The following is an 18,907-nucleotide window of genomic DNA, read 5'->3' on the forward strand; positions in this document are numbered from 1 at the left end:
CGGCCTCGTCCCACTGCCCCAGGCGCAGGCGCGTCTGCACGGCACCCGAGGGGCATCCCGTGAACACGATGAGTCCCTCGTGAAACTGAGCGAGCAGTTCCTTGTCGGCGCGCGGCCACTTGCCGAACTGACCGTCCGTCGAGGCATACGAACCCAAGCGGAACAAGTTGAGCATGCCCGTCGTGTTGTAGGCGATAAGGGTCAGGTGATTATAGGAGCCACCCGCGCTCACGTCATCGGCGCGCTGCCACGGCTCGCCCCATAGGACCTTCTGACGATCGAAGCGCGACGTGCCGGGGGTCACGTAGGCCTCGAGACCGATGATCGGCTTGACGCCGGCGTTCTTGCAGTTCGTGTAGAAATCGTAGGCACCGAAAAGGTAGCCGTGATCAGTCAGGCCGATCGCGGGTTGCCCCAGGCGCGCCGCCTCTTCCGCCATGGCTTTCGTCTTTGCAGCCCCGTCGAGCATCGAATACTCGGAGTGATTGTGGAGGTGCACGAAGGAATCAGCCATGCGTCGATTCTACTGTCCAGGACCCAGCCGGGGCCGCGCGACTCCCGGGGGCGCACGGTCGTTCAGCTCACGGCTCACCGACGAGGCCGTGGCCGGGTTGCGCGGGCACACTCCCCCGCGTCAGTCGCGGGGGTGGCGCAGCGTCTCCAGGGCGGCCTGAAGGTCGGCCGGATAGGGGCTGGACACGCTCATCGGCATGCCCGTGCGCGGGTGCGCAAAGCCCAGGCGCACGGCGTGGAGCCACTGGCGGGTGAGCCCCAGGCGCTCAGCCTGGGTGGGGTCCGCACCGTAGAAGGTGTCGCCGACACAGGGATGGCCGACGGCCGCCATGTGGACGCGAATCTGGTGGGTGCGCCCCGTCTCAAGGTGCACCTCGGTGAGTTGAGCGCCCGCCATGAGCTCAAGCGTGTCGTAATGGGTGACGGCGCGCTTCCCGCCGTCGATCACAGCCATGCGCCACTCGCGCGACGGGTGGCGACCGATCGGCGCGTCAATGGTGCCTGAAGCGGGGTCAAGGTGTCCGGCCACCACCGCGTGATACACCTTCTCGATCGTGCGCTCTTTGAAGGCGCGTTTCATGACCGAGTAAGCCAACTCTGATTTGGCGACCATCATCACCCCAGAGGTTCCTACGTCGAGGCGGTGAACGATGCCCTGGCGCTCGGGAGGCCCGTAGCTGGTGATCCGAAAGCCAGCTGCTTCGAGGTTGCCCAGAACCGTGGGCCCCGCCCATCCGGGTCCCGTGTGGGCGGCGACACCGACGGGCTTATCGACGACGACGATGTCCTCGTCGTCATACAGGATCGTCATATCGGTGACCGGGGTCGGCTTATTCTCAGGCTCCGGGATCGTCACCTCAATAATGTCGAGGGCGCCGAGGCGATCCGACTTCCCCGCAGCAACGCCGTTAATGAGGACGTGCCCCTCCCCCGCCAGCTCCGAGCAGCGCGAGCGCGACAGGCCGAGCATACGAGCCAGTGCGGCGTCCACCCGTTCACCCACGAGGGCATCCGGAACGGGAAGCATACGCGAGCTCACTGCTTCTCTCCCTTCGAAGGTTCACGGGAGAGCGTATAGGCGAGCAGCGGCGCCCCCAGAACGATCCAAATGTCCGCGACATTCCCGACGAACCAGGTACCGTAAGCGATGAAGTCAGTGACGTGGCCGATACCGAAGCCGGGTTCGGCACTGAGACGGTCGATAAGATTTCCGACGGCACCCCCTGTGAGCAGGGCGATTGACAGCAGCGTCGACGGGCGCTGGACGCGACGAGCGAGCACCACGAGCGCGCCGACAACCACGACGGTGAAAATCGTCAGGATCCAGGTGTTACCAGCCGCGAAAGAAAAAGCAGCACCCGAGTTGTGGACGAGTCGAAGCGACAGCCACCGCCCGATCAGGGGAACCGGCTCTGAGGCATCGAGGGCAGATCGCGCCCACATCTTCGACGCTTGGTCGCTAATAATCGCCACCGCACACACGAGGGCGGCCCACATCCACGTCGAACGGGTGCGGATCGGATGGGAGGAGTCAGCCATGGTTCCCTATCTTAAACGAGCGGTGGCGGCGCACCACGAAGTGCGCCGCCACCGCCAAGTGTGCGATCAGTTCTCGCCGTTGCCGACCTCGTTGAGGAGGGATTCGAGGTGGCTGCGCAGGTTCGAGCGGTACTCGGCCTCGAAGGTACGCAGACCGTTGATCTTGTTCTCCAGCAGTTCGCGCTCCTGCTCGAGCTGGTTGAGCAGCGAGTCTTTCTGCTTCTGAGCATCAGCGATGATCGTGTCGCGCTCGGCGTTGGCCTCGGCGATGATCTTCGCACTCTGCTCTTCGCCGTCGCGCACGTACTCGTCGTGGACGCGCTGGGCGAGGGCCAGCATAGAAGTCGCGGATTCGGCATCTTGAGAGCCGGTCAGGGCGGGAGCCGCAGGTGCGGGGGTCTCGGCGACAGGGGCCGCCGGGGCCTCGGCTGGGCTGAAATCAGAGTTGGAGAGCTCTGCAACGCGGCGCTCCGCGGCCTCGAGCTTCTCCTTCAGCTCCTGGTTCTCCATCTGCAGGGAGTAGATGGTGGAGACAACCTCATCGAGGAACTCATCAACCTCATCCTGGTCGTATCCCTCGCGGAACTTGACGTACTGGAACTTCTTGTTGAGGACATCCTCGGTAGTGAGCAGGGCCATTGCTTCGCCTCTCGGTCGTTTCGATTGGACACGCGGATTCCCGCATGCCTGGACGACCGGGAAGGCCGCCCGTGATCACGTCACAAAAATAATAACCGATATTGTCACACTAGCAACATTGATCACGGTGCAACCGCGATTTATGTGCGACCTCTCATGCTTTAATTTAATGTCTACTGGCTAATAAAAAAGAGAAAACGGACGAAACGCTGCGCAATCATAAGCACCAGAAATAACAGCATAAAACCGACATCAATCGACATTCCGCCGCCCAGACGTAGCGGCGGAACAAAGCGCCCAAACCAGCGAATCGGAGGATCGGTCAGCGCATAAAGGACATTCGCAAGAACGAGACCAATCCCTCGAGGGCGCCATCCGCGCGCGAACAACTGAACCCAGTCCAGAATGACGCGCGCAAAGAGCACCATCATGTACAGGTTGATGAGAACACTCAGCCCCCACGCAACCCAACTCACAACGATCACAACGAAGCTCAACCCTGATTGTAGAGGGAACCCCGTCGCGCCGACGAGGAGGTTTCTCCAGTGACCTCCACCGTGGCCGGGGAAAGCAGGAAGACGCGAGCAGTGACACGCTCAATGACTCCGCGTAGCCCAAAGGTCAAGCCGGCAGCGAAGTCGACGAGGCGGCGCGCTTCCTCTTCACCCATATCGGTGAGGTTAATGATGACCGGGATGCCATCGCGGAATGCCTCACCAATGGTCACCGCATCGGAGTACGCGGTGGGATGGATCGTCATGATGCGAGTGAGATCCTCGACAGGATCCTCGCGTCGAATGGCGGTCAGCGTTGGACGGGACACAGGCGTGATGTCAGCCACAGGTGCTACCTCTTCCACCTCGTCAAACTCTTCGAACTCATCAACGGGCTCCTCGGACGAGTACCAACCCATGAACTTGCGTGCGCGCGCACCGAACGAATCGCTCATCATTCCTCCTTCAGGCGATGCATAGCCACAAGCTACAGGCGCTTGACGGTCAGGAGGCGCAGCTGACTCGGCGCGTCGCAAGGAGCACTCCGACGATGGACGTCACGAACAAGCTGCAAGATGGCGAAGCCCAGGCGACGCCACGCGACACGACCCGTGAGAGGCCACCCCTACGCGCTCAGGCGGGAGCAATGACGAGCGCTTGACGACCACATTCTCTGTCGCGACGATAGGAGAATAGCGTGGGCGTTTCCAACGTACAGCGGGAGTCACTGTCTACACGCACACCCCGTTCGCGCAGCTGCGATGCCGCGGCGCGGGGCAAGTCAAGGGAGGGCGTCCCCCAGGAGGTCTGGCTACCGATTCCCGGCATGATCTCCTCGCTCTGGCGAACCATGTCGGACGGGACTTCGTAACAGCTCCCACAGATAGCGGGTCCTATCAGCGCATCGATCGATCCATCTACGCGCGCTCGGATCAGGTCAACCGTCCGCATGAGAATACCCCCAAGGAGCCCACGACGGCCCGCGTGAACGGCGGCAACGACCCTTCCACCCGCTGCGGAAAATACGACGGGCAGACAGTCAGCGGTGAGGACAGCGAGCGCAGGAGCTTCCTCCCAGCCGCGGGCATCGATGATGATACCGTCGGCCTCGACAGGACCCCACTGGCCTGGCGCGCGATGGTCAAGCGCCCTCGCCGTGCTTGCCGCCGTTGGCACCCCCTCGACGGAAGTTATAACCTCGACAACAGTCGAATGCGTCTGATTCATCCATACGATGTCACTGCCCAGCACATCCGCCAAGGCTGCCCGGCGCGCACGCACAAGCTCCGTTTGATCCCCAACATGCAAACCCACGTTGCCAGCGAGCGCACTGGTGCCCGGGTCCACCACGGTGAGGTGAACCCGGGCACCAGCCCATAGCGACATTGTCATCAGCGCAGGAACGGAGGAATATCCAACTCTTCCTTCTCGGGGGCCTCAGGGTAGATGCGAGGCACTTCGAAGGAGTGCTCAGAGGCGGCTTCCTCGTATTCGACAGCGGCAGGCGCCTCAGCGGCAGCCGGAGCGGTCTCACGCACCGGGGCAGCAACATCCAGACGGTGCTGGGGGCGACGAGTAGACACCTGGCTCAGGCGCGTCGTCTCGGCGGCGGGCGCCTTGGCTTCGGGCGCGGCGGGGCGCTTCTGAGCGACGGGAGCGGAAACACGAGACACAGCCGGGTGCGCCGACACGGCCTCCGCGACATCATCAAAGCCGGCCGCGATGACCGTCACGCGGATCTCATCACCGAGGGTATCGTCAACGACAACACCGAAGATGATGTTCGCCTCGGGATGGACGGCCTCGCGCACCAGCTGCGAGGATGCGAAGACCTCACGCAGGCTGACATCGGAGCCGCCCTGGAAGAACATGAGCACGCCGTGAGCGCCGTCGATCGAGGCCTCGAGCAGCGGGGAGGAGATAGCGCTCTCAACCGCTCGCAGCGCGCGATCCTCACCGGTGGCCGCGCCGATGCCCATGAGAGCCGAGCCAGCGTCCTTCATGACAGACTTGACATCGTTGAAGTCAACGTTGATCAGACCCGGGGTGGTGATCAGCTCAGTGATGCCCTGAACACCGGAGAGCAGAACCTGATCCGCGGCACGGAAGGCATCGAGCACCGAGATACTCACGTCAGAGATTTCCAGGAGTCGATCATTGGGAATAACGATGAGGGTATCGACCTCTTCGCGCAGCGTGGTCACGCCGCCCTCAGCTTGGGCCGCACGGCGGTTACCCTCGAAGGAGAACGGACGAGTCACAACTCCCACCGTCAGAGCGCCGGCTTCACGGGCGACGCGTGCGACGACAGGAGCCGCACCGGTACCCGTGCCGCCACCCTCACCGGCGGTCACGAAGACCATGTCCGCGCCGTCAAGCGCGGCAGCAATCTCTTCGATATGGTCCTCTGCTGCCTTGCGACCGACGGCAGGATCCGCTCCGGCGCCGAGGCCGTGCGTCAGTTCGCGGCCAATGTCCAGCTTCGTCTCAGCATCGGACATGAGTAGAGCCTGCGCGTCGGTGTTAACGGCAATGAACTCAACGCCCTTCAGGCCTACTTCGATCATTCGGTTCACGGCGTTGACTCCGCCGCCGCCGACGCCGACGACCTTGATCACTGCCAGGTGGTTTTGCGGTGTCGCCATGGATGTCTCCCTTGCATCAGACCCTCAACCTTTAGTTGAAGGTTGATGTTTAACGTGCTTCGTGTCGAAAAGAAATTAGGGGTCCGCGTGCGTTCATTCAAGCCAACACGCGGACGAAGAGGAAGGCTTAACTGGTCACAGGGTGATTCGGAGACGACACATCGTAGGTCGTCGCCGTCACGTTGGCAAGCAACGTAGCAAGAACCCGCGCTTTTTGAGGAGCATCCTCATTCGTTCCCCACTTGACAGTCTGCCCCCCACGCAGCGTAAACGTCACCTGCGTCCCGGAAGAGGTAATCGCCGACACCTGCGAGCGTGTCGACTCATCCAACGCCCCCAAGACGGAGGCAACATCAGAGGCCCCCGTCGCCCGGTCCTCGGAAAGCGTGAGAAGCGGATAGCCCCCCGCACTGCCGAGCCTCTCAAAGGCAACACCCTGGTCGTCAACCAGCCAATAGGAACCCGACGATGCCTCAACTGCCATACCCGCACGCATCGACACCGACACCCTCAAGCTCGTCGGCCACCGGCGAGACACCGATGCAGACTTCACTGCAACATTCGACTCAACCGCGCGGGCAACCGCCTGCGTATTCAGGCGCGTCAGAGGAACCCCCTCAAATCCCGCCACCGAGGAACGGACCGACTCAACCGTAACAAGCGCCCCATCCTCGCCCGAAACCTGAATGCTCGTGGTCGAGAGCGCGAACAGGGACGAAAAGAACACCACCCACGTCGCCCCTCCCACGAGTGCCGCCGTGACCACGGTCCAAGCGATGCGCCGCAACACGAGCAACCGGCGTGCGCGCGAACGTTCACGCAGACGATCACCCAAGTCCGTGGCATCGGCTCCGCCCAGCAGAGCAGCAGCATCAGCGGCTGCGATTGGTCTCGCCAAGGACGCGCGCTCACGCCGACGCTCAACGGAAGAAGAGACAGCGCCCTCCCTCCCATCCTCGGAAACACCCGTCACACGATCACGCGCCGATGAACGCACATTGGCACGCCGCGACTCACCGCCACCAGGATGCCTCCTCGCGCTGCGCTGCACACCCCGAGACACGACGCGCTCCCCATCTGGGGACCGAAGCCGCCCCGACGACACATCCCCGACTTCTCCCGCAGCAGATACCTCATCAGAGGCACGCTCCTCAGAAGACTGAACCCGCCGTCCCCCCGGACGCCTCGGAGACGGAGGCCTCATGCCTCCATCCGCTTCCACTCGTCCACGACATCCGACGCGCACCTGGTGATCGAACCGGCACCCATCGTCACACACACACCGTGTTCGGGGGTCAGGGACGCGGCCAAACGGGCTGCCTCGTGCATGTCCTCGACATACACGGCCCCGGGAATGCGAGATGAAATCAGCGTCGAATCGACACCGGGTTGCGGATCCTCGCGCGCACCGTAAATCCCCGCCAGCACAACATGATCCGCCCCGGCCAACGCATCGGCGAAACGCTGGGCAAAAATGCGCGTACGCGAGTACAGATGCGGCTGGAACACAACCGTGACCTCTCCCCCACTGGCGACAACACGAGCCTCACGGATCGCAGCCACCACCTCGGTCGGATGATGCGCGTAGTCATCAAAGAGACGACGCGAACCGACCTGACCACGCGCCTCAAAGCGGCGTGCCGCACCCGTAAACCGGCCCAACCCATCAGCAACAGCCTGCGGCTCCAGGCCGCACTCGATGCCAGCCACCCAGGCACCCGCTGCGTTCAGCACATTGTGCTCACCGGGCACGGACATAACCAAATCAGCGCTGCGATCCCCCCACTCCACGTGCGCGCACGTGGAGCGAGCATCAACCTGCACATCCGAAATCACTACGTCCGCCTCACACAGGCTGCGATCAGCGCGGCCATAAGTCACGACCCGCAGACCCTCAGCTCGAGCCGCGGCGGCCAGGCGCACAGCCCCCTCGTCCTCCGCGCACGTCACCAGCAGCCCACCGGGCACCATACACCTGGCGAACTCCACAAAAATCTGTTCAAACTCCTCGCGCGAACGATAGCGATCCAGATGATCGGGCTCCACGTTCGTCACGATCTCAATGGTCGGAGAATAGTTCAGGAACGACCCATCCGACTCATCGGCCTCGGCGACGAAAATGTCACCCGTCCCCAGGTGCGCGCCCGTACCCAGCTGGGGCAGCACACCACCCACAGCAACCGACGGATCCAACCCGCACTGCGCCAACGCGATCGCCAACATACCCGACGTCGAGGTCTTGCCGTGAGCACCTGCCACCCCCACGAAACGCATACCCGACGCAGCCAACGCCAACGCCTGCGAGCGGTGAATAACACGCTGTCCACGCTCGCGAGCCACCGCCAACTCCGGATTACTCTCACGAATCGCCGTAGACACCACGACGACCGCCGACGGATCCACGTGCGAGGCGTCATGCCCGACAAACACCCGCACGCCGACCGCACGCAGATGTTCGAGCACACCAGAATCCTCTCGGTCAGACCCCTCGACGAGCGCCCCGCGCGACGCCAACAGCTCCGCGACAACACTCATCCCCGCGCCACCAATACCGATCAAATGGAAACGATCGTGCAGCGTTGGCTCACTCATGGCCGTCCTCCTTCACCTGTGCCAGGGCCAGATCCGCCAGCGCGCGAGCCGCGCCCGCACGCCCCAGCGACTGCGAGGCAGCCGCCATATCCGCCAAACGCGTCGAACCCAGCAACGGGAAGACGTTGCGGCGCACGAAATCAGCGGTAAAGTCCTTGTCGTCGATCAGCTGAGCGCCACCCGCCTCAACATGATCCTTCGCGTTCAGCCGCTGCTCTCCGTTGCCAATCGGCAGCGGAACATAGATGCACGGCAGGCCCAGTGCCTCCATCTCCGCGACCGTCCCAGCGCCTGAGCGGCACACCACGAGATCCGCGACAGCCAGCGCGTCCTCCATCGTCGTCAGGTAATCAATGACATGCCAGCGATCCGCCAGACCGAACGCTTCCACGCCCGCTCGCACCGGCTCATCCTTGCCGCGGCCCGTCAGGTGCACGACCTGAACACCCTCAGGCAGCGCGTCCGCCGCGCCCGTCATCGACTCATTGATGTGCAAAGCCCCCAAGGATCCGCCCGTCACGAGCAGCGTCGGAGCATCAGCGTCCACGCCCAAGCGCTCAGCGGCCTCACGGCGCGCCTGCACGGCCCCCTCCGAGGTAGATCGGCGACTCGCCAGGTCAGCAATAGCTGAGCGCAACGGCAATCCCGTCACAACCGTCTCACCGCGCTTGGCCGCCAGCGGCGAGGAAGGAAAAGTCAAAGCAACGACGGCAGCGTTGCGTGCACCCACCTTGTTGGCCAGGCCCGGGCGAGCGTTCTGCTCGTGGATGACGATCGGGACACCCGCACGCTTAGCCGCAATGTAAGCCGGAGTCGACACGTAGCCACCGAACCCCACGAGCACATCAGCGCCTTCCAAAGCCTTGCCGCAGCGCTTAACAGCATCGGAAAAACGAGACGGCAACGTGAAGAACGCCAACGAGGGGCGACGCGGCAAAGGAACACGCGGAATCTCCACCAGCACAAAACCGGCGGCGGGAACCAAATCCGCTTCCAACCCCGCCTTCGTGCCCAGCACAACGACCTCAGCTCCGTCCTCACGCAGCTGCGCGGCCGTCGCCAGAAGAGGATTCACGTGACCGGCGGTCCCGCCGCCAGCCATCACAACCTTGACCATAAGCGTCTCCTTAACGCGAGTGGGTGACCTAATGTTAACGAGCGGAGCGCCTGCGGGGAGCCACCCGCGGATCTCGACCAGCCGAGGCCTCGTCCGGCCTCCCAATCATCCGCATCCCCGCACGCGCACGCGCAAAGGATGCCACGACCGCCACCGAAGTGATCGTAAACAAAAACGACGAGCCGCCATAGGACACGAGCGGCAGCGGCACACCAATCACAGGACCCATACGAGTAACCGACAGAACATTAATAACCGTCTGGACACCGATCCACGTGCCCACACCCGAGGCCACGATAATGACGAACAAATCAGAGGACTCGCGCGCCACACGGAACATGCCCCACACGAGCAAACCCAAACACACCAGAACCGCCACGGTACCGAGCAAGCCGAATTCCTCGCCAACAATCGCAAAAATAAAATCCGTGTGAGCCGCTTGCAAATAATTCCACTTCTCACGCGACGCGCCCGGCCCCAAGCCCGTCAAACCACCCGACCCCAACGCCCACAGCGAGTGGTCAATCTGCTCCGGCGCCGACTCATCCGGCCCCTTCGACGTGCCAGGCAGAACCGCCAAAACACGTCGGATACGCGTCGGATTCGACAAAACCAACAAGACCAGGGTCGGCACAGCAAACATGACGAGAACACCAAACCACCGCTTCGGCAGACCCGCCACCCACACCGCACCGAGCGCACCCATCGCGACAACCATCGCCGTACCCATGTCACGGCCCAGCATAACCGCGCCAAGCGCCACCAGGATCGGCACAGCAACGGCCACACTCATCGTCCTCACGTCAGAACGCTTCGACGCCGACTTAGACACCATGAACGCCAAAAAGATGACGAGCGCAAGCTTCAAAAACTCCGACGGCTGAGCCATGATGGGTCCAAGCTTCACCCAGTTCGCATTACCGCCCTCCGAACGACCCAGCGGGCTGAGCACCAACGACTGAAAAACGAGAGCCGTCACAAACATCGGGACAGCCAGACGCGCCAGCCAGCGCTGCGGCACCAACTGCACGCCCGACGCAATCACGAGGGAAGACACAATAATGAGCAGCGGGCGCGCGTACGCCGTATAGGGGTTCTCCCCCTGCGCGATGGAGGTGACAGTCTGAGCGGAAAACCCCATGACCAGACCAAAAAACGACAGCAGAAGAGCCGGGATAACCACCAGAAAATAGGTCGTCACCGGGTTCGATTCGTGCTCCTGCCCCGATCCGAAAAGAATCCGAGGCAGAGTCACAGTAGGAATGTGCCAGCCCCGCTTATTTGTCGCCACCGGCGCTCCCCCGCTGCGCCGCCAGACGCGCCACCGCATCGGCAAAAACATCCCCACGCTGACCATAGTTATCGAATTGATCCCACGATGCGCATGCCGGGGCGAGCACCACGGTGTCACCCGGACGCGACAGCGCCACAGCCTCGTTGACGACCGAGAACATCCAGTCCTCGTGCCCGTCCACCTCAACGAAAGGAACGCCAGGAGCTCCAGCCGCCAGCTCCCTGACGAGCACACTGCGGTCTGCGCCGATGACGACAACGCCGCGCAGGGTCGGCTCAACCTGGCTGATCAGCTCCGCGAAATCCTGGCCCTTCGGATCGCCGCCGACAATCCAGATGGCGCTGCGCGGCGGCAACCCGGACAACGACGCGCGGGCAGCGTGGGCGTTAGTCGCCTTCGAGTCGTCAATCCACGTCAGATCCGCGGCACGCGCGATAACTGCGCGACGATGCCCGGCGGGTCGGAAAGAACGCAAGCCTCCCTCCACGGCCTCAGGTTCAACACCGTAGGCACGCGCCAGGGCAGCTGCAGCCAACGCGTCCGAAAGAACAGCCGGAGAGGGGTGATCCCCGTATGCCTGAGCCAGGTCTGAAATACGGGCAAGAGCGACGGCATGGCGGTGGCGGTCGTCGACGAACGCACGATCCACCAGCAGGCCGTCAACGATACCGAACTGCGAGACCGCCGGAGCACCGAGCGTCAGACCAATAGCCCGCGCCCCCTCGACAACGTCCGCGTTTTCTACCATGGCCTCGATGCGCCGATCCGACGCAGGATACACGCACGCGCGAAGGGTGTTCTCGTAGACGCGCGCCTTGTCCGCAGCATAAGCCTCGACGCTGCCATGCCAGTCCAGGTGATCGGCGTCAACGTTCAGACAGACGGATGCCAAAGGCCGAACCGTGCGCGCCGTGTGCAACTGGAAACTGGAAAGCTCAACCGCGAACACTTCGGCATCTGAATCAATCGCGCGTGTAATCGGGGTACCGATGTTACCAACCTCTTCGGCCTCGACACCTGAAGCACGCAGAATCTCCCCCAGCATACCCACGGTCGTCGTCTTCCCATTAGTGCCAGTCACGGTCAACCAGGGGCGTCCGGCATGGGGACCCTCCTCCTGAAGACGCCACGCGAGCTCCACTTCACCCCACAGGTCGATGCCAGCATCCTGACACGCGGTGAAAATCGGGTGATGCGCAGGGATACCCGGTGAAACAACGACGAGGTCGGGGCGAGCATCCACGACAGCGGAGACGAGGACACCAGCATCCTCCTCGACATGGACAGGCACGTCCGCGACATCGTCAAACGACAGCGCGTCGGTAGCGCGTGAAGCGAAGGCGCTCACCCGCCAGTGACGGGCAAGCAGCGCGCCAGCAGCGCCCTGACCGGACTTTCCCCAGCCGATGACGGCAGCATTCAGGTTCATCGAGCAGACACCCACTCAGCGTAGAACATGCCCGCTCCGGCGACCGCCGCGATGGCAGCAATAAGCCAGAAACGGATGACGATCGTGACTTCTTTCCAACCGAGCAGCTCAAAGTGGTGGTGCAGCGGGGCCATACGGAAGACGCGTTTACCCGTCGCCTTAAAGACACTGATCTGAATGACATCCGACATGACAACCGCCACGAAAAGTCCACCAACGACGATAGCTAGAAGCTGCGTCTGCGTCAGGATCGACAAACCAGCAACCGCGCCACCCAGGGCGAGGGCACCCGTGTCACCCATGAAGATCTGTGCGGGCGACGCGTTCCACCACAAGAAGCCCGCCAGCGCGCCGATCAGAGCGGCGCAGAAGATCGCCAGGTCCAAAGGGTCACGCGTCGAATAACACGCCGAATGGTTGACACTCGGCTGTGTACAGGCCTGAATGCGCTGGAAGTACGCAATGAAGGTGTAAGCACCGAAAACAAAGATGGACACGCCGGCTGCCAAACCATCCAGGCCATCCGTCAAATTAGTGGCGTTCGACCATGCCGTCACAATGAGATTCGTCCAAATGAGATACAGGATGACTCCAACGGCAGTGCCCGCTAAAGCGAAGCTCAGCGCAGTCGGTCGAGCAAATGACAGCGCAAGCGTCCCAGGCAGCTCACCAAATTCATTGGGACGGATAAGAGTTCCACCCGCGAAGAGCGAGGCAATGACAACCTGACCGATGATCTTACCCGACGGGTGCAGGCCAAGAGAACGCTGCCGCATAATCTTGATGCCGTCATCCAGCAGGCCGATAAGTCCCAGACCGGTGAAGAGAAACACCAGCAAGAAGCCCGACCATGAAGGACCCGCACCAGCGACCAACGCCCCAATCACCCACGCAATGAGCGTCGCCAGGATAATGACGACACCGCCCATGGTGGGAGTTCCGCGCTTCGTGAGGTGCTGCGTCGGCCCATCCTGGCGGATGAACTGACCGTACTGGTGCAGCACCAGGAAACGGATGAGCAGCGGCGTGCCCATCACAGACAGCGCCATCGCAATGATGAACGCAGCGATAAGACCGATCACCGGGTCATTCCCTTCTCCCGCAGGATGTCAGCTACCTGCCACGAATGTGAACCAAAAGAACCCTTCACCAGGACAACAGCACCGTCCTTCGCGAACTGAAGAGCCAAGCGAGCTGCGTCGGCCGGGTCCGATGCAACCTCACGATTGGGCACCGTCTCAGCTCCCTCAAGATAGTAGTGCGCGTTTGCCCCCAAGCCGATGAGCGTGTCCACGCCCGCCTTGGCGATCATCTCGCCGACGCGCATGTGCATCGATTGGGTGTCCTCGCCCAGCTCAAGCATCTCCCCCAAGACCGCAACCTTGCGCGCGTGGACACCAATTGAAGCCAACGCGGCGATACCCGCGCGCATCGAGTCCAGGTTTGCGTTGTAAGAATCGTCGATGAGCGTCAAGTCACACCCCTGTACGACAAGCTCATGGACATCCATACGGTGCGGGCTAAGCGCCCGCGCACTGGAAAGCACCCGTCCAACAGTCGCCAGGTCCACACCCAACGTCAAGGCACCGGCAGCGGCAGCCAACGCATTCGCCACATGATGACGCCCAACAATCAGGAGCGACACATCGGCACTGCCCGCAGGCGTCACCAGGGTGAAGGAGGCACGATCCGCACGGTCCACACGCACATCCTGCGCACGCACGTCAGCTCTTGGATTGCCCGACGCGGAGAAACGAACGACCTCACCCGTCGCCAGCGGCGCCATCGCCTCAACATTGGGGTCGTCAGTGTTCAAGATAACGCGCGCACCGGGCAGGGCTCCCAAAATCAGTTCAGCCTTCGCGGCTGCAACACCCTCAAACCCTCCGAAACCACCCACATGTGCGTGGCCGACGCACAGCTCGATGACCACGTCAGGGGCGACGATGGTGGTCAGGTAAGCGATATGACCAGGGCCGGAAGCACCCATCTCAAGAACAAGATGACGCGTCGAAGAATCCGCCTCCAAAGCGGTCAGAGGCAGACCAACCTCATTGTTGAAGGAAAGCTTAGGTGCAACCGTCGGCCCGTCGGCCCTCAGGATCTGGAGCAGCAGGTCCTTCGTCGTTGTCTTGCCGACGGAACCGGTCACCGCGATCACATCCAGATCTCCGCTTGCCCGCAGAGCTTCGACGTGTGCATGCGCCAAAGCCCCCAGCGCCTCGGTGGAATCCTCAACGACGATCTGAGCCACGGCCTCGTCAACCTCATGTTCAACGATAACCGCGACCGCGCCGCGCTCGAGTGCACCCGCCACAAAAGCGTGCCCGTCGGCGCTTTCGCCGCGCCGTGCGACGTACAGCGACCCCGCCTGCGCCTCACGAGAATCGGTCACCACTGGACCGGTAATACTCACGTCACCTCCAACGAGGCGACCAGAAACCGCCTGAGCAATCCACTGCGCTGATGTCTGCATGATTCTTCTCCTTCAGACTCACGGAGTCGTCGGATACAGGTTAGCCGACCCGGAGGAGGCCGGGATACCCAGGTTCGAAACAGCCGTGCGTGCAATGTCGCCAAACAGCGGCGCCGACGAATCAGATGAGACCGACGCCACTTTCGGATTGTAGAGGATCACGGCGATCGCCAGACGCGGCGCATCAACCGGGATGATGCCCGCTGTCGTCGAGATGAGACCTGACGCCCCATCAATCACTGTCTCAGCCGTACCCGTCTTGACGCCCACGCGATAGCCGGGAACCTTCGACGCACTCGCCGTCCCCAGCTTGTCTTCAACGACGGACTCCATCATCGTCAGTAGCTGCGAAGCCGTGCCAGCCTCCATGACCTGTACCGGCTGAGTCCCCTCGGGAACCTCAACCGTGCCATCGGCATTCGTCCACGACTTCACGATGTGTGGAGAGATACGCACGCCACCATTCGCGATTGTTGCAAGGGCAGAGGCCTCCTGAATCGCTGTAATCGCATAAGCCTGGCCGAACATCGTCACATAACGGTCACGCCCCTGCCACTCATCCGAACTACGCAGCAGGCCAGCGGACTCACCCGGAAGCTCAATGCCCGTCTCCTGCCCGAAGCCAAAAGCACGCATCATCGAATAACGCTGGTCGTCCGCCATCGTCTGACCGATCAGCACTGTGCCTGTGTTCGAGGACTCGGCCAGGATACCCGTCGCCGTGAGTGTCTCGCCATCATGCTGATGGAAATCCGTAATCAGCCCACCCGCGTCAGGCAGATCAAGAGCATACGGAACCTGGAAGACACTCGTGGGCGTAATCGTTCCCTGGTTCAGCGCCGCACCCACCGTGATGAGCTTACCCACCGAACCCGGCTCGAACGTGTCCTGCACGGCGTGCACCTTCTGCAGATTCGCATTGTCCGGCTCCTTCGAGTTCGAGTCGGCCATGACCAGCACGTGCCCAGTCGCGACATCCTCGATGACAACCGTACCCCAGTCGGCCTGGTGCTTGGCCACGCGAGTATCCAGTAACTGCTGCACCTGGTGCTGCAGGTCAGCATGCAACGTGAGTTCCACAGAGCCGCCATCTTTCGGCTCCACCGTCGTGCGTTTGCCTCCGGGCATCACAGCACCATTGGGCGCAATTTCGAACGCCTGCGCTCCGGGCGTACCCGTCAGCAGCGTATCGAACTGCGCCTCAATACCCGAAGAACCCTTTCCACCCGCGTCGACCGTTCCAATCACGGGAGCGGCGACATTCCCGTTGGGGTACTCGCGTTCGAAAACAGACTCCCACTCGATGCCGTAAATGTCGAGCTTGCGAATCTCACGATAGGTGACCGCGTCAACATTGTGCTTGAGGTAAACGTAGGTCGAATCACCCAGCATCATGCCCCCCAGCTCCGACTCATCCATGCCAAGAAGAGGAGCGAGCTGATGGGCAGCCTCAGCAGGACCGCGCCCAACCTCATTACCGTCGTCGTCGCGGTGCACGTAGGAACCAATGTTCACCTGGTTGACGGCGATGTCGTATGTCTGGATCGAGTTGGCCAGCACGACACCCGTCGCATCAACAATGGAGCCGCGCGCGGCAGCAACCGACGTCGAGGAGGTACGCACACGCTGCCCCTGAGCGGCCAACGTCGGCCCCTCAACGATCTGAAGCTGTACGAGACGCACAACACACAGGCTGAGAGCTCCGATAATAGCGAACAGGATCCAACGCGAGCGCCCAATGACGGTATCCATACGAACTCGGCTCCGCGTTACTTGGCGGGAGTCCCGCCCTCAACGGTCCCCGTTTCGAGCGTGATGAAGCCAGACCTGCCGGCGGGCACCATGCCGTTCGTCTTCGCAGCCTCCTCTAGCTCCGTGGGCGACGCCTTGCGATCAAGCTCGGAGCGCATCGTCCACGACTGCGCCTCCAGCTCGTTCAGCGTCAACTGCTGCTCGCGGATCTCGAAGGACGTCTGCGCCATGCGCGTATTCAGAACCATCGAGACCACCACGGACGCCAGGGCAACAGCGACGAGAAGCATGAGGATAGCCACGGCAGAGCGGCGCGGGCGCGCCCCCTCGACAATATGGAACTCACGAACCTCCTCACGACGCAGCTCCGGGCGAGCCGCGGGACGTGCCTTCGCAGTTGCTGCACTCATGAGAAGTCCTTCCATTCGGAGATGAGTTCCGCTCCGCGCAATCGCACGGACGCAGATCGGGGATTGTGATCTTGTTCAGCTTGGTCGGCGCGATTCGCGCCCTTGGTGAGCAGTTTCAGGCTGGGCGCCATCTCGTCGGGAACAATCGGCAGCCCGGGGGGTGCGGCGCTGGTGGAACCGCGGCGCAAGATGTCTTTGACTAGTCGGTCTTCGAGGCTTTGGTACGACTCGACCACCAGGCGCCCTCCGACCCTCAGGCACGAGAGAGCACGCGGCAGGGCCCGCTCCAAGATGGTGAGCTCGTCGTTGACAGCCACGCGCAGCGCCTGGAAGGTACGTTTTGCCGGATTGCCGCCGGTGCGGCGCGCGGGCGCGGGGATGGCCTCGCGGATAATGTCCACAAGTTCGCCCGTGCGCGTGATGGGAGCGTCATCCCTGCGGCGAATGATCAGTCGCGCGATACGAGGCGCGAACTTTTCTTCGCCGTAGGTGCGCAAGATGCGAATAAGCTCCCCCTCCGAGGCGGTGGCCAGGAGGTCGGCGGCACTGTCTCCGCTGGTCGCATCCATCCGCATGTCGAGCGGCGCATCCTTCGAGTAGGCGAAGCCCCGGTCGGCCTCGTCGAGCTGGAGTGAGGACACTCCCAGGTCCATGAGGATCCCGTCAATGCGCGCGCCGGGACCGCACTGCTCGGCCACGGCCTCGTCGATACGATCGTAGGTCGTGTGGACCGCACGGAATCGGCTCCCGAATCGTTCGAGGCGAGCAGAAGCAAGCGCGATAGCCTGCGGGTCACGGTCGATACCGATGACGGTCAGGCCTCCGAAGCGCTCAAGTGCACCCTCGGTGTGACCGCCCATCCCCAGGGTGGCGTCCACCAAGACTGCTCCGGGGGTCCCAATCGCGGGTGCGAGCATGTCGAGGCACTCGGCAAGGAGGACGGGGACATGGCGCTCGGCAGCGGGGCGACCGATGCCGGCCTCGTCGGCCGAGCCTCCGGGGCGCAACGAATCGCGCACCGAGTCCAGTGCATGCGCCATGCCACGCCTCCTTGTCGTTCGTCATGACCGGTGTCCGACCCGTCCACCCAGGTCCCCCACCGTGCTCCGCCACCGGGGAAGTGATGTCGGAACAGCGGGCGGAGACCTCGGAGTACGAGTCAGAACATCCCGGGAATAATTTCTTCTGCTGTATTAGAGAAGACCTCCTCCTGGACCGCGAGGTATTCGCGCCAGGCCGAGGCGTTCCAGATTTCGGCTCGCGATCCCGCGCCGATGACGGCGAGCTCACGGTCCAGCCCCGCGTATGCGCGCAGGTCCGCTGGGACGCTAATGCGCCCTTGCTTGTCCGGAATCTCCTTATAGGCTCCCGAGAGCATCACGCGGATCCAGTCACGCGCCTGCTTTGAGGACAGGGGTGCGCGACGAAGCTCCGCGGTCATGCTCTCGAATTCCGCGGCGGGGAAGGCGTACACGCAGTGCTCTTGGCCGCGAGTGAGGACGATCCCGCCCTCCATGTCCTCGCGAAAGCGCGCGGGCAGAAACATGCGTCCTTTGTCGTCGAGCTTGGGCTCGTACGTGCCGAGGAACATGTCACCGCCCTCCCCTGTTCGGAACTTTCCCCCACTTTAACCCACCAAGCCCCATATTTACAGAGAAACGTGCGGCGTGGCGCGCGATACTCCTGGCATTTTTGGCATATTTTCAACGAAAAATTGCCGTGGAGAAAAGTGGAGGAAATCTAGCACACACTCCGCGCGCGAGGAGGAGCGCTCCATCCCGGACGATCCCCACTCCGCCCCAACCGGCGTCAATCGCGACCGACGCACGTGAGATATTTCCTTGATATTCCGCGGATTATCGACGAGGCCGGGGCACACCCGGGCGCAGCTCCCTCACCCGTGGAGGGCTGTGGGGAGCACGGTGGGGAGCGCGGTGGGGAGGAGAGTGGGGAACCCCGTGGGGCACGGTGGGGAGCGCGGTGGGGAGTCCGCGGCGAGGAGGAAAG

19 protein-coding genes are annotated in these 18,907 nt (G+C 62.6%); all 19 read right to left on the reverse strand.

Annotation, left to right across the window (positions count from 1 at the left end; translation table 11 throughout):
- Window positions 1–514 (reverse strand): PHP domain-containing protein (locus RYL44_RS07890; RefSeq protein WP_314975629.1); only part of this gene is annotated, 514 nt, incomplete at its 3' end.
- A 120-nt stretch (window positions 515–634) separates the two neighbouring features.
- Window positions 635–1,540, reverse strand: coding sequence for an RluA family pseudouridine synthase (locus tag RYL44_RS07895; protein WP_314975636.1), 906 nt, complete (start codon window positions 1,538–1,540; stop codon window positions 635–637).
- 8 nt (window positions 1,541–1,548) lie between these two features.
- Entirely contained in the window at window positions 1,549–2,052 is a 504-nt protein-coding gene (gene lspA, locus RYL44_RS07900; protein WP_276739696.1) for a signal peptidase II, read from the reverse strand.
- 66 nt (window positions 2,053–2,118) lie between these two features.
- Window positions 2,119–2,691, reverse strand: coding sequence for a DivIVA domain-containing protein (locus tag RYL44_RS07905; protein ID WP_073983472.1), 573 nt, complete (start codon window positions 2,689–2,691; stop codon window positions 2,119–2,121).
- Window positions 2,692–2,864: 173 nt separating this feature from the next.
- Window positions 2,865–3,176, reverse strand: coding sequence for a YggT family protein (locus RYL44_RS07910; protein ID WP_073983471.1), 312 nt, complete (start codon window positions 3,174–3,176; stop codon window positions 2,865–2,867).
- Window positions 3,177–3,184: 8 nt separating this feature from the next.
- Complete coding sequence (locus RYL44_RS07915) at window positions 3,185–3,640, reverse strand: cell division protein SepF (RefSeq protein WP_073983576.1); 456 nt, start codon at window positions 3,638–3,640, stop codon at window positions 3,185–3,187.
- A 178-nt stretch (window positions 3,641–3,818) separates the two neighbouring features.
- On the reverse strand, window positions 3,819–4,577 hold the full coding sequence (locus RYL44_RS07920) for a purine nucleoside phosphorylase YfiH/LACC1 family protein (protein WP_314975630.1): 759 nt from the start codon (window positions 4,575–4,577) through the stop codon (window positions 3,819–3,821).
- On the reverse strand, window positions 4,577–5,830 hold the full coding sequence (gene ftsZ / locus RYL44_RS07925; protein WP_314975631.1) for a cell division protein FtsZ: 1,254 nt from the start codon (window positions 5,828–5,830) through the stop codon (window positions 4,577–4,579). The genes RYL44_RS07920 and ftsZ overlap by 1 nt, the downstream gene beginning before the upstream one ends.
- 127 nt (window positions 5,831–5,957) lie before the next feature.
- Window positions 5,958–6,803, reverse strand: coding sequence for a cell division protein FtsQ/DivIB (locus RYL44_RS07930; RefSeq protein ID WP_314975632.1), 846 nt, complete (start codon window positions 6,801–6,803; stop codon window positions 5,958–5,960).
- Window positions 6,804–7,030: 227 nt separating this feature from the next.
- Window positions 7,031–8,422 (reverse strand): UDP-N-acetylmuramate--L-alanine ligase, encoded by a 1,392-nt coding sequence (gene murC, locus RYL44_RS07935; RefSeq protein WP_073983467.1) that lies wholly within the window; start codon window positions 8,420–8,422, stop codon window positions 7,031–7,033.
- Window positions 8,415–9,539: an undecaprenyldiphospho-muramoylpentapeptide beta-N-acetylglucosaminyltransferase gene (gene murG, locus RYL44_RS07940; RefSeq protein ID WP_314768703.1), complete on the reverse strand. Its 1,125-nt coding sequence runs from the start codon at window positions 9,537–9,539 to the stop codon at window positions 8,415–8,417. Before murG ends, murC begins: the two co-directional genes overlap by 8 nt.
- A gap of 34 nt (window positions 9,540–9,573) precedes the next feature.
- Complete coding sequence (locus tag RYL44_RS07945) at window positions 9,574–10,830, reverse strand: FtsW/RodA/SpoVE family cell cycle protein (protein WP_390883815.1); 1,257 nt, start codon at window positions 10,828–10,830, stop codon at window positions 9,574–9,576.
- On the reverse strand, window positions 10,817–12,262 hold the full coding sequence (murD, locus tag RYL44_RS07950; RefSeq protein ID WP_314768699.1) for a UDP-N-acetylmuramoyl-L-alanine--D-glutamate ligase: 1,446 nt from the start codon (window positions 12,260–12,262) through the stop codon (window positions 10,817–10,819). The genes RYL44_RS07945 and murD overlap by 14 nt, the downstream gene beginning before the upstream one ends.
- Window positions 12,259–13,344 (reverse strand): phospho-N-acetylmuramoyl-pentapeptide-transferase, encoded by a 1,086-nt coding sequence (mraY, locus tag RYL44_RS07955; RefSeq protein WP_073983464.1) that lies wholly within the window; start codon window positions 13,342–13,344, stop codon window positions 12,259–12,261. Before mraY ends, murD begins: the two co-directional genes overlap by 4 nt.
- Entirely contained in the window at window positions 13,341–14,738 is a 1,398-nt protein-coding gene (locus RYL44_RS07960; RefSeq protein ID WP_314975634.1) for a UDP-N-acetylmuramoyl-tripeptide--D-alanyl-D-alanine ligase, read from the reverse strand. Before RYL44_RS07960 ends, mraY begins: the two co-directional genes overlap by 4 nt.
- 18 nt (window positions 14,739–14,756) lie before the next feature.
- Window positions 14,757–16,490, reverse strand: coding sequence for a peptidoglycan D,D-transpeptidase FtsI family protein (locus RYL44_RS07965; RefSeq protein WP_073983463.1), 1,734 nt, complete (start codon window positions 16,488–16,490; stop codon window positions 14,757–14,759).
- A gap of 17 nt (window positions 16,491–16,507) precedes the next feature.
- Window positions 16,508–16,900, reverse strand: a complete 393-nt coding sequence (ftsL, locus tag RYL44_RS07970) for a cell division protein FtsL (RefSeq protein WP_073983462.1) — start codon at window positions 16,898–16,900, stop codon at window positions 16,508–16,510.
- Window positions 16,897–17,940 carry a 16S rRNA (cytosine(1402)-N(4))-methyltransferase RsmH gene (gene rsmH / locus RYL44_RS07975; protein WP_314975635.1) on the reverse strand — a complete coding sequence of 348 codons (1,044 nt, stop codon included), beginning with the start codon at window positions 17,938–17,940 and terminating at the stop codon, window positions 16,897–16,899. Before rsmH ends, ftsL begins: the two co-directional genes overlap by 4 nt.
- 119 nt (window positions 17,941–18,059) lie before the next feature.
- Entirely contained in the window at window positions 18,060–18,491 is a 432-nt protein-coding gene (gene mraZ / locus RYL44_RS07980) for a division/cell wall cluster transcriptional repressor MraZ (protein ID WP_009056606.1), read from the reverse strand.
- Between the last annotated feature and the right edge of the window lie 416 nt (window positions 18,492–18,907).

Origin of the sequence: Actinomyces bouchesdurhonensis (assembly GCF_963540955.1) — a bacterium.
Classification (GTDB): domain Bacteria; phylum Actinomycetota; class Actinomycetes; order Actinomycetales; family Actinomycetaceae; genus Pauljensenia; species Pauljensenia bouchesdurhonensis.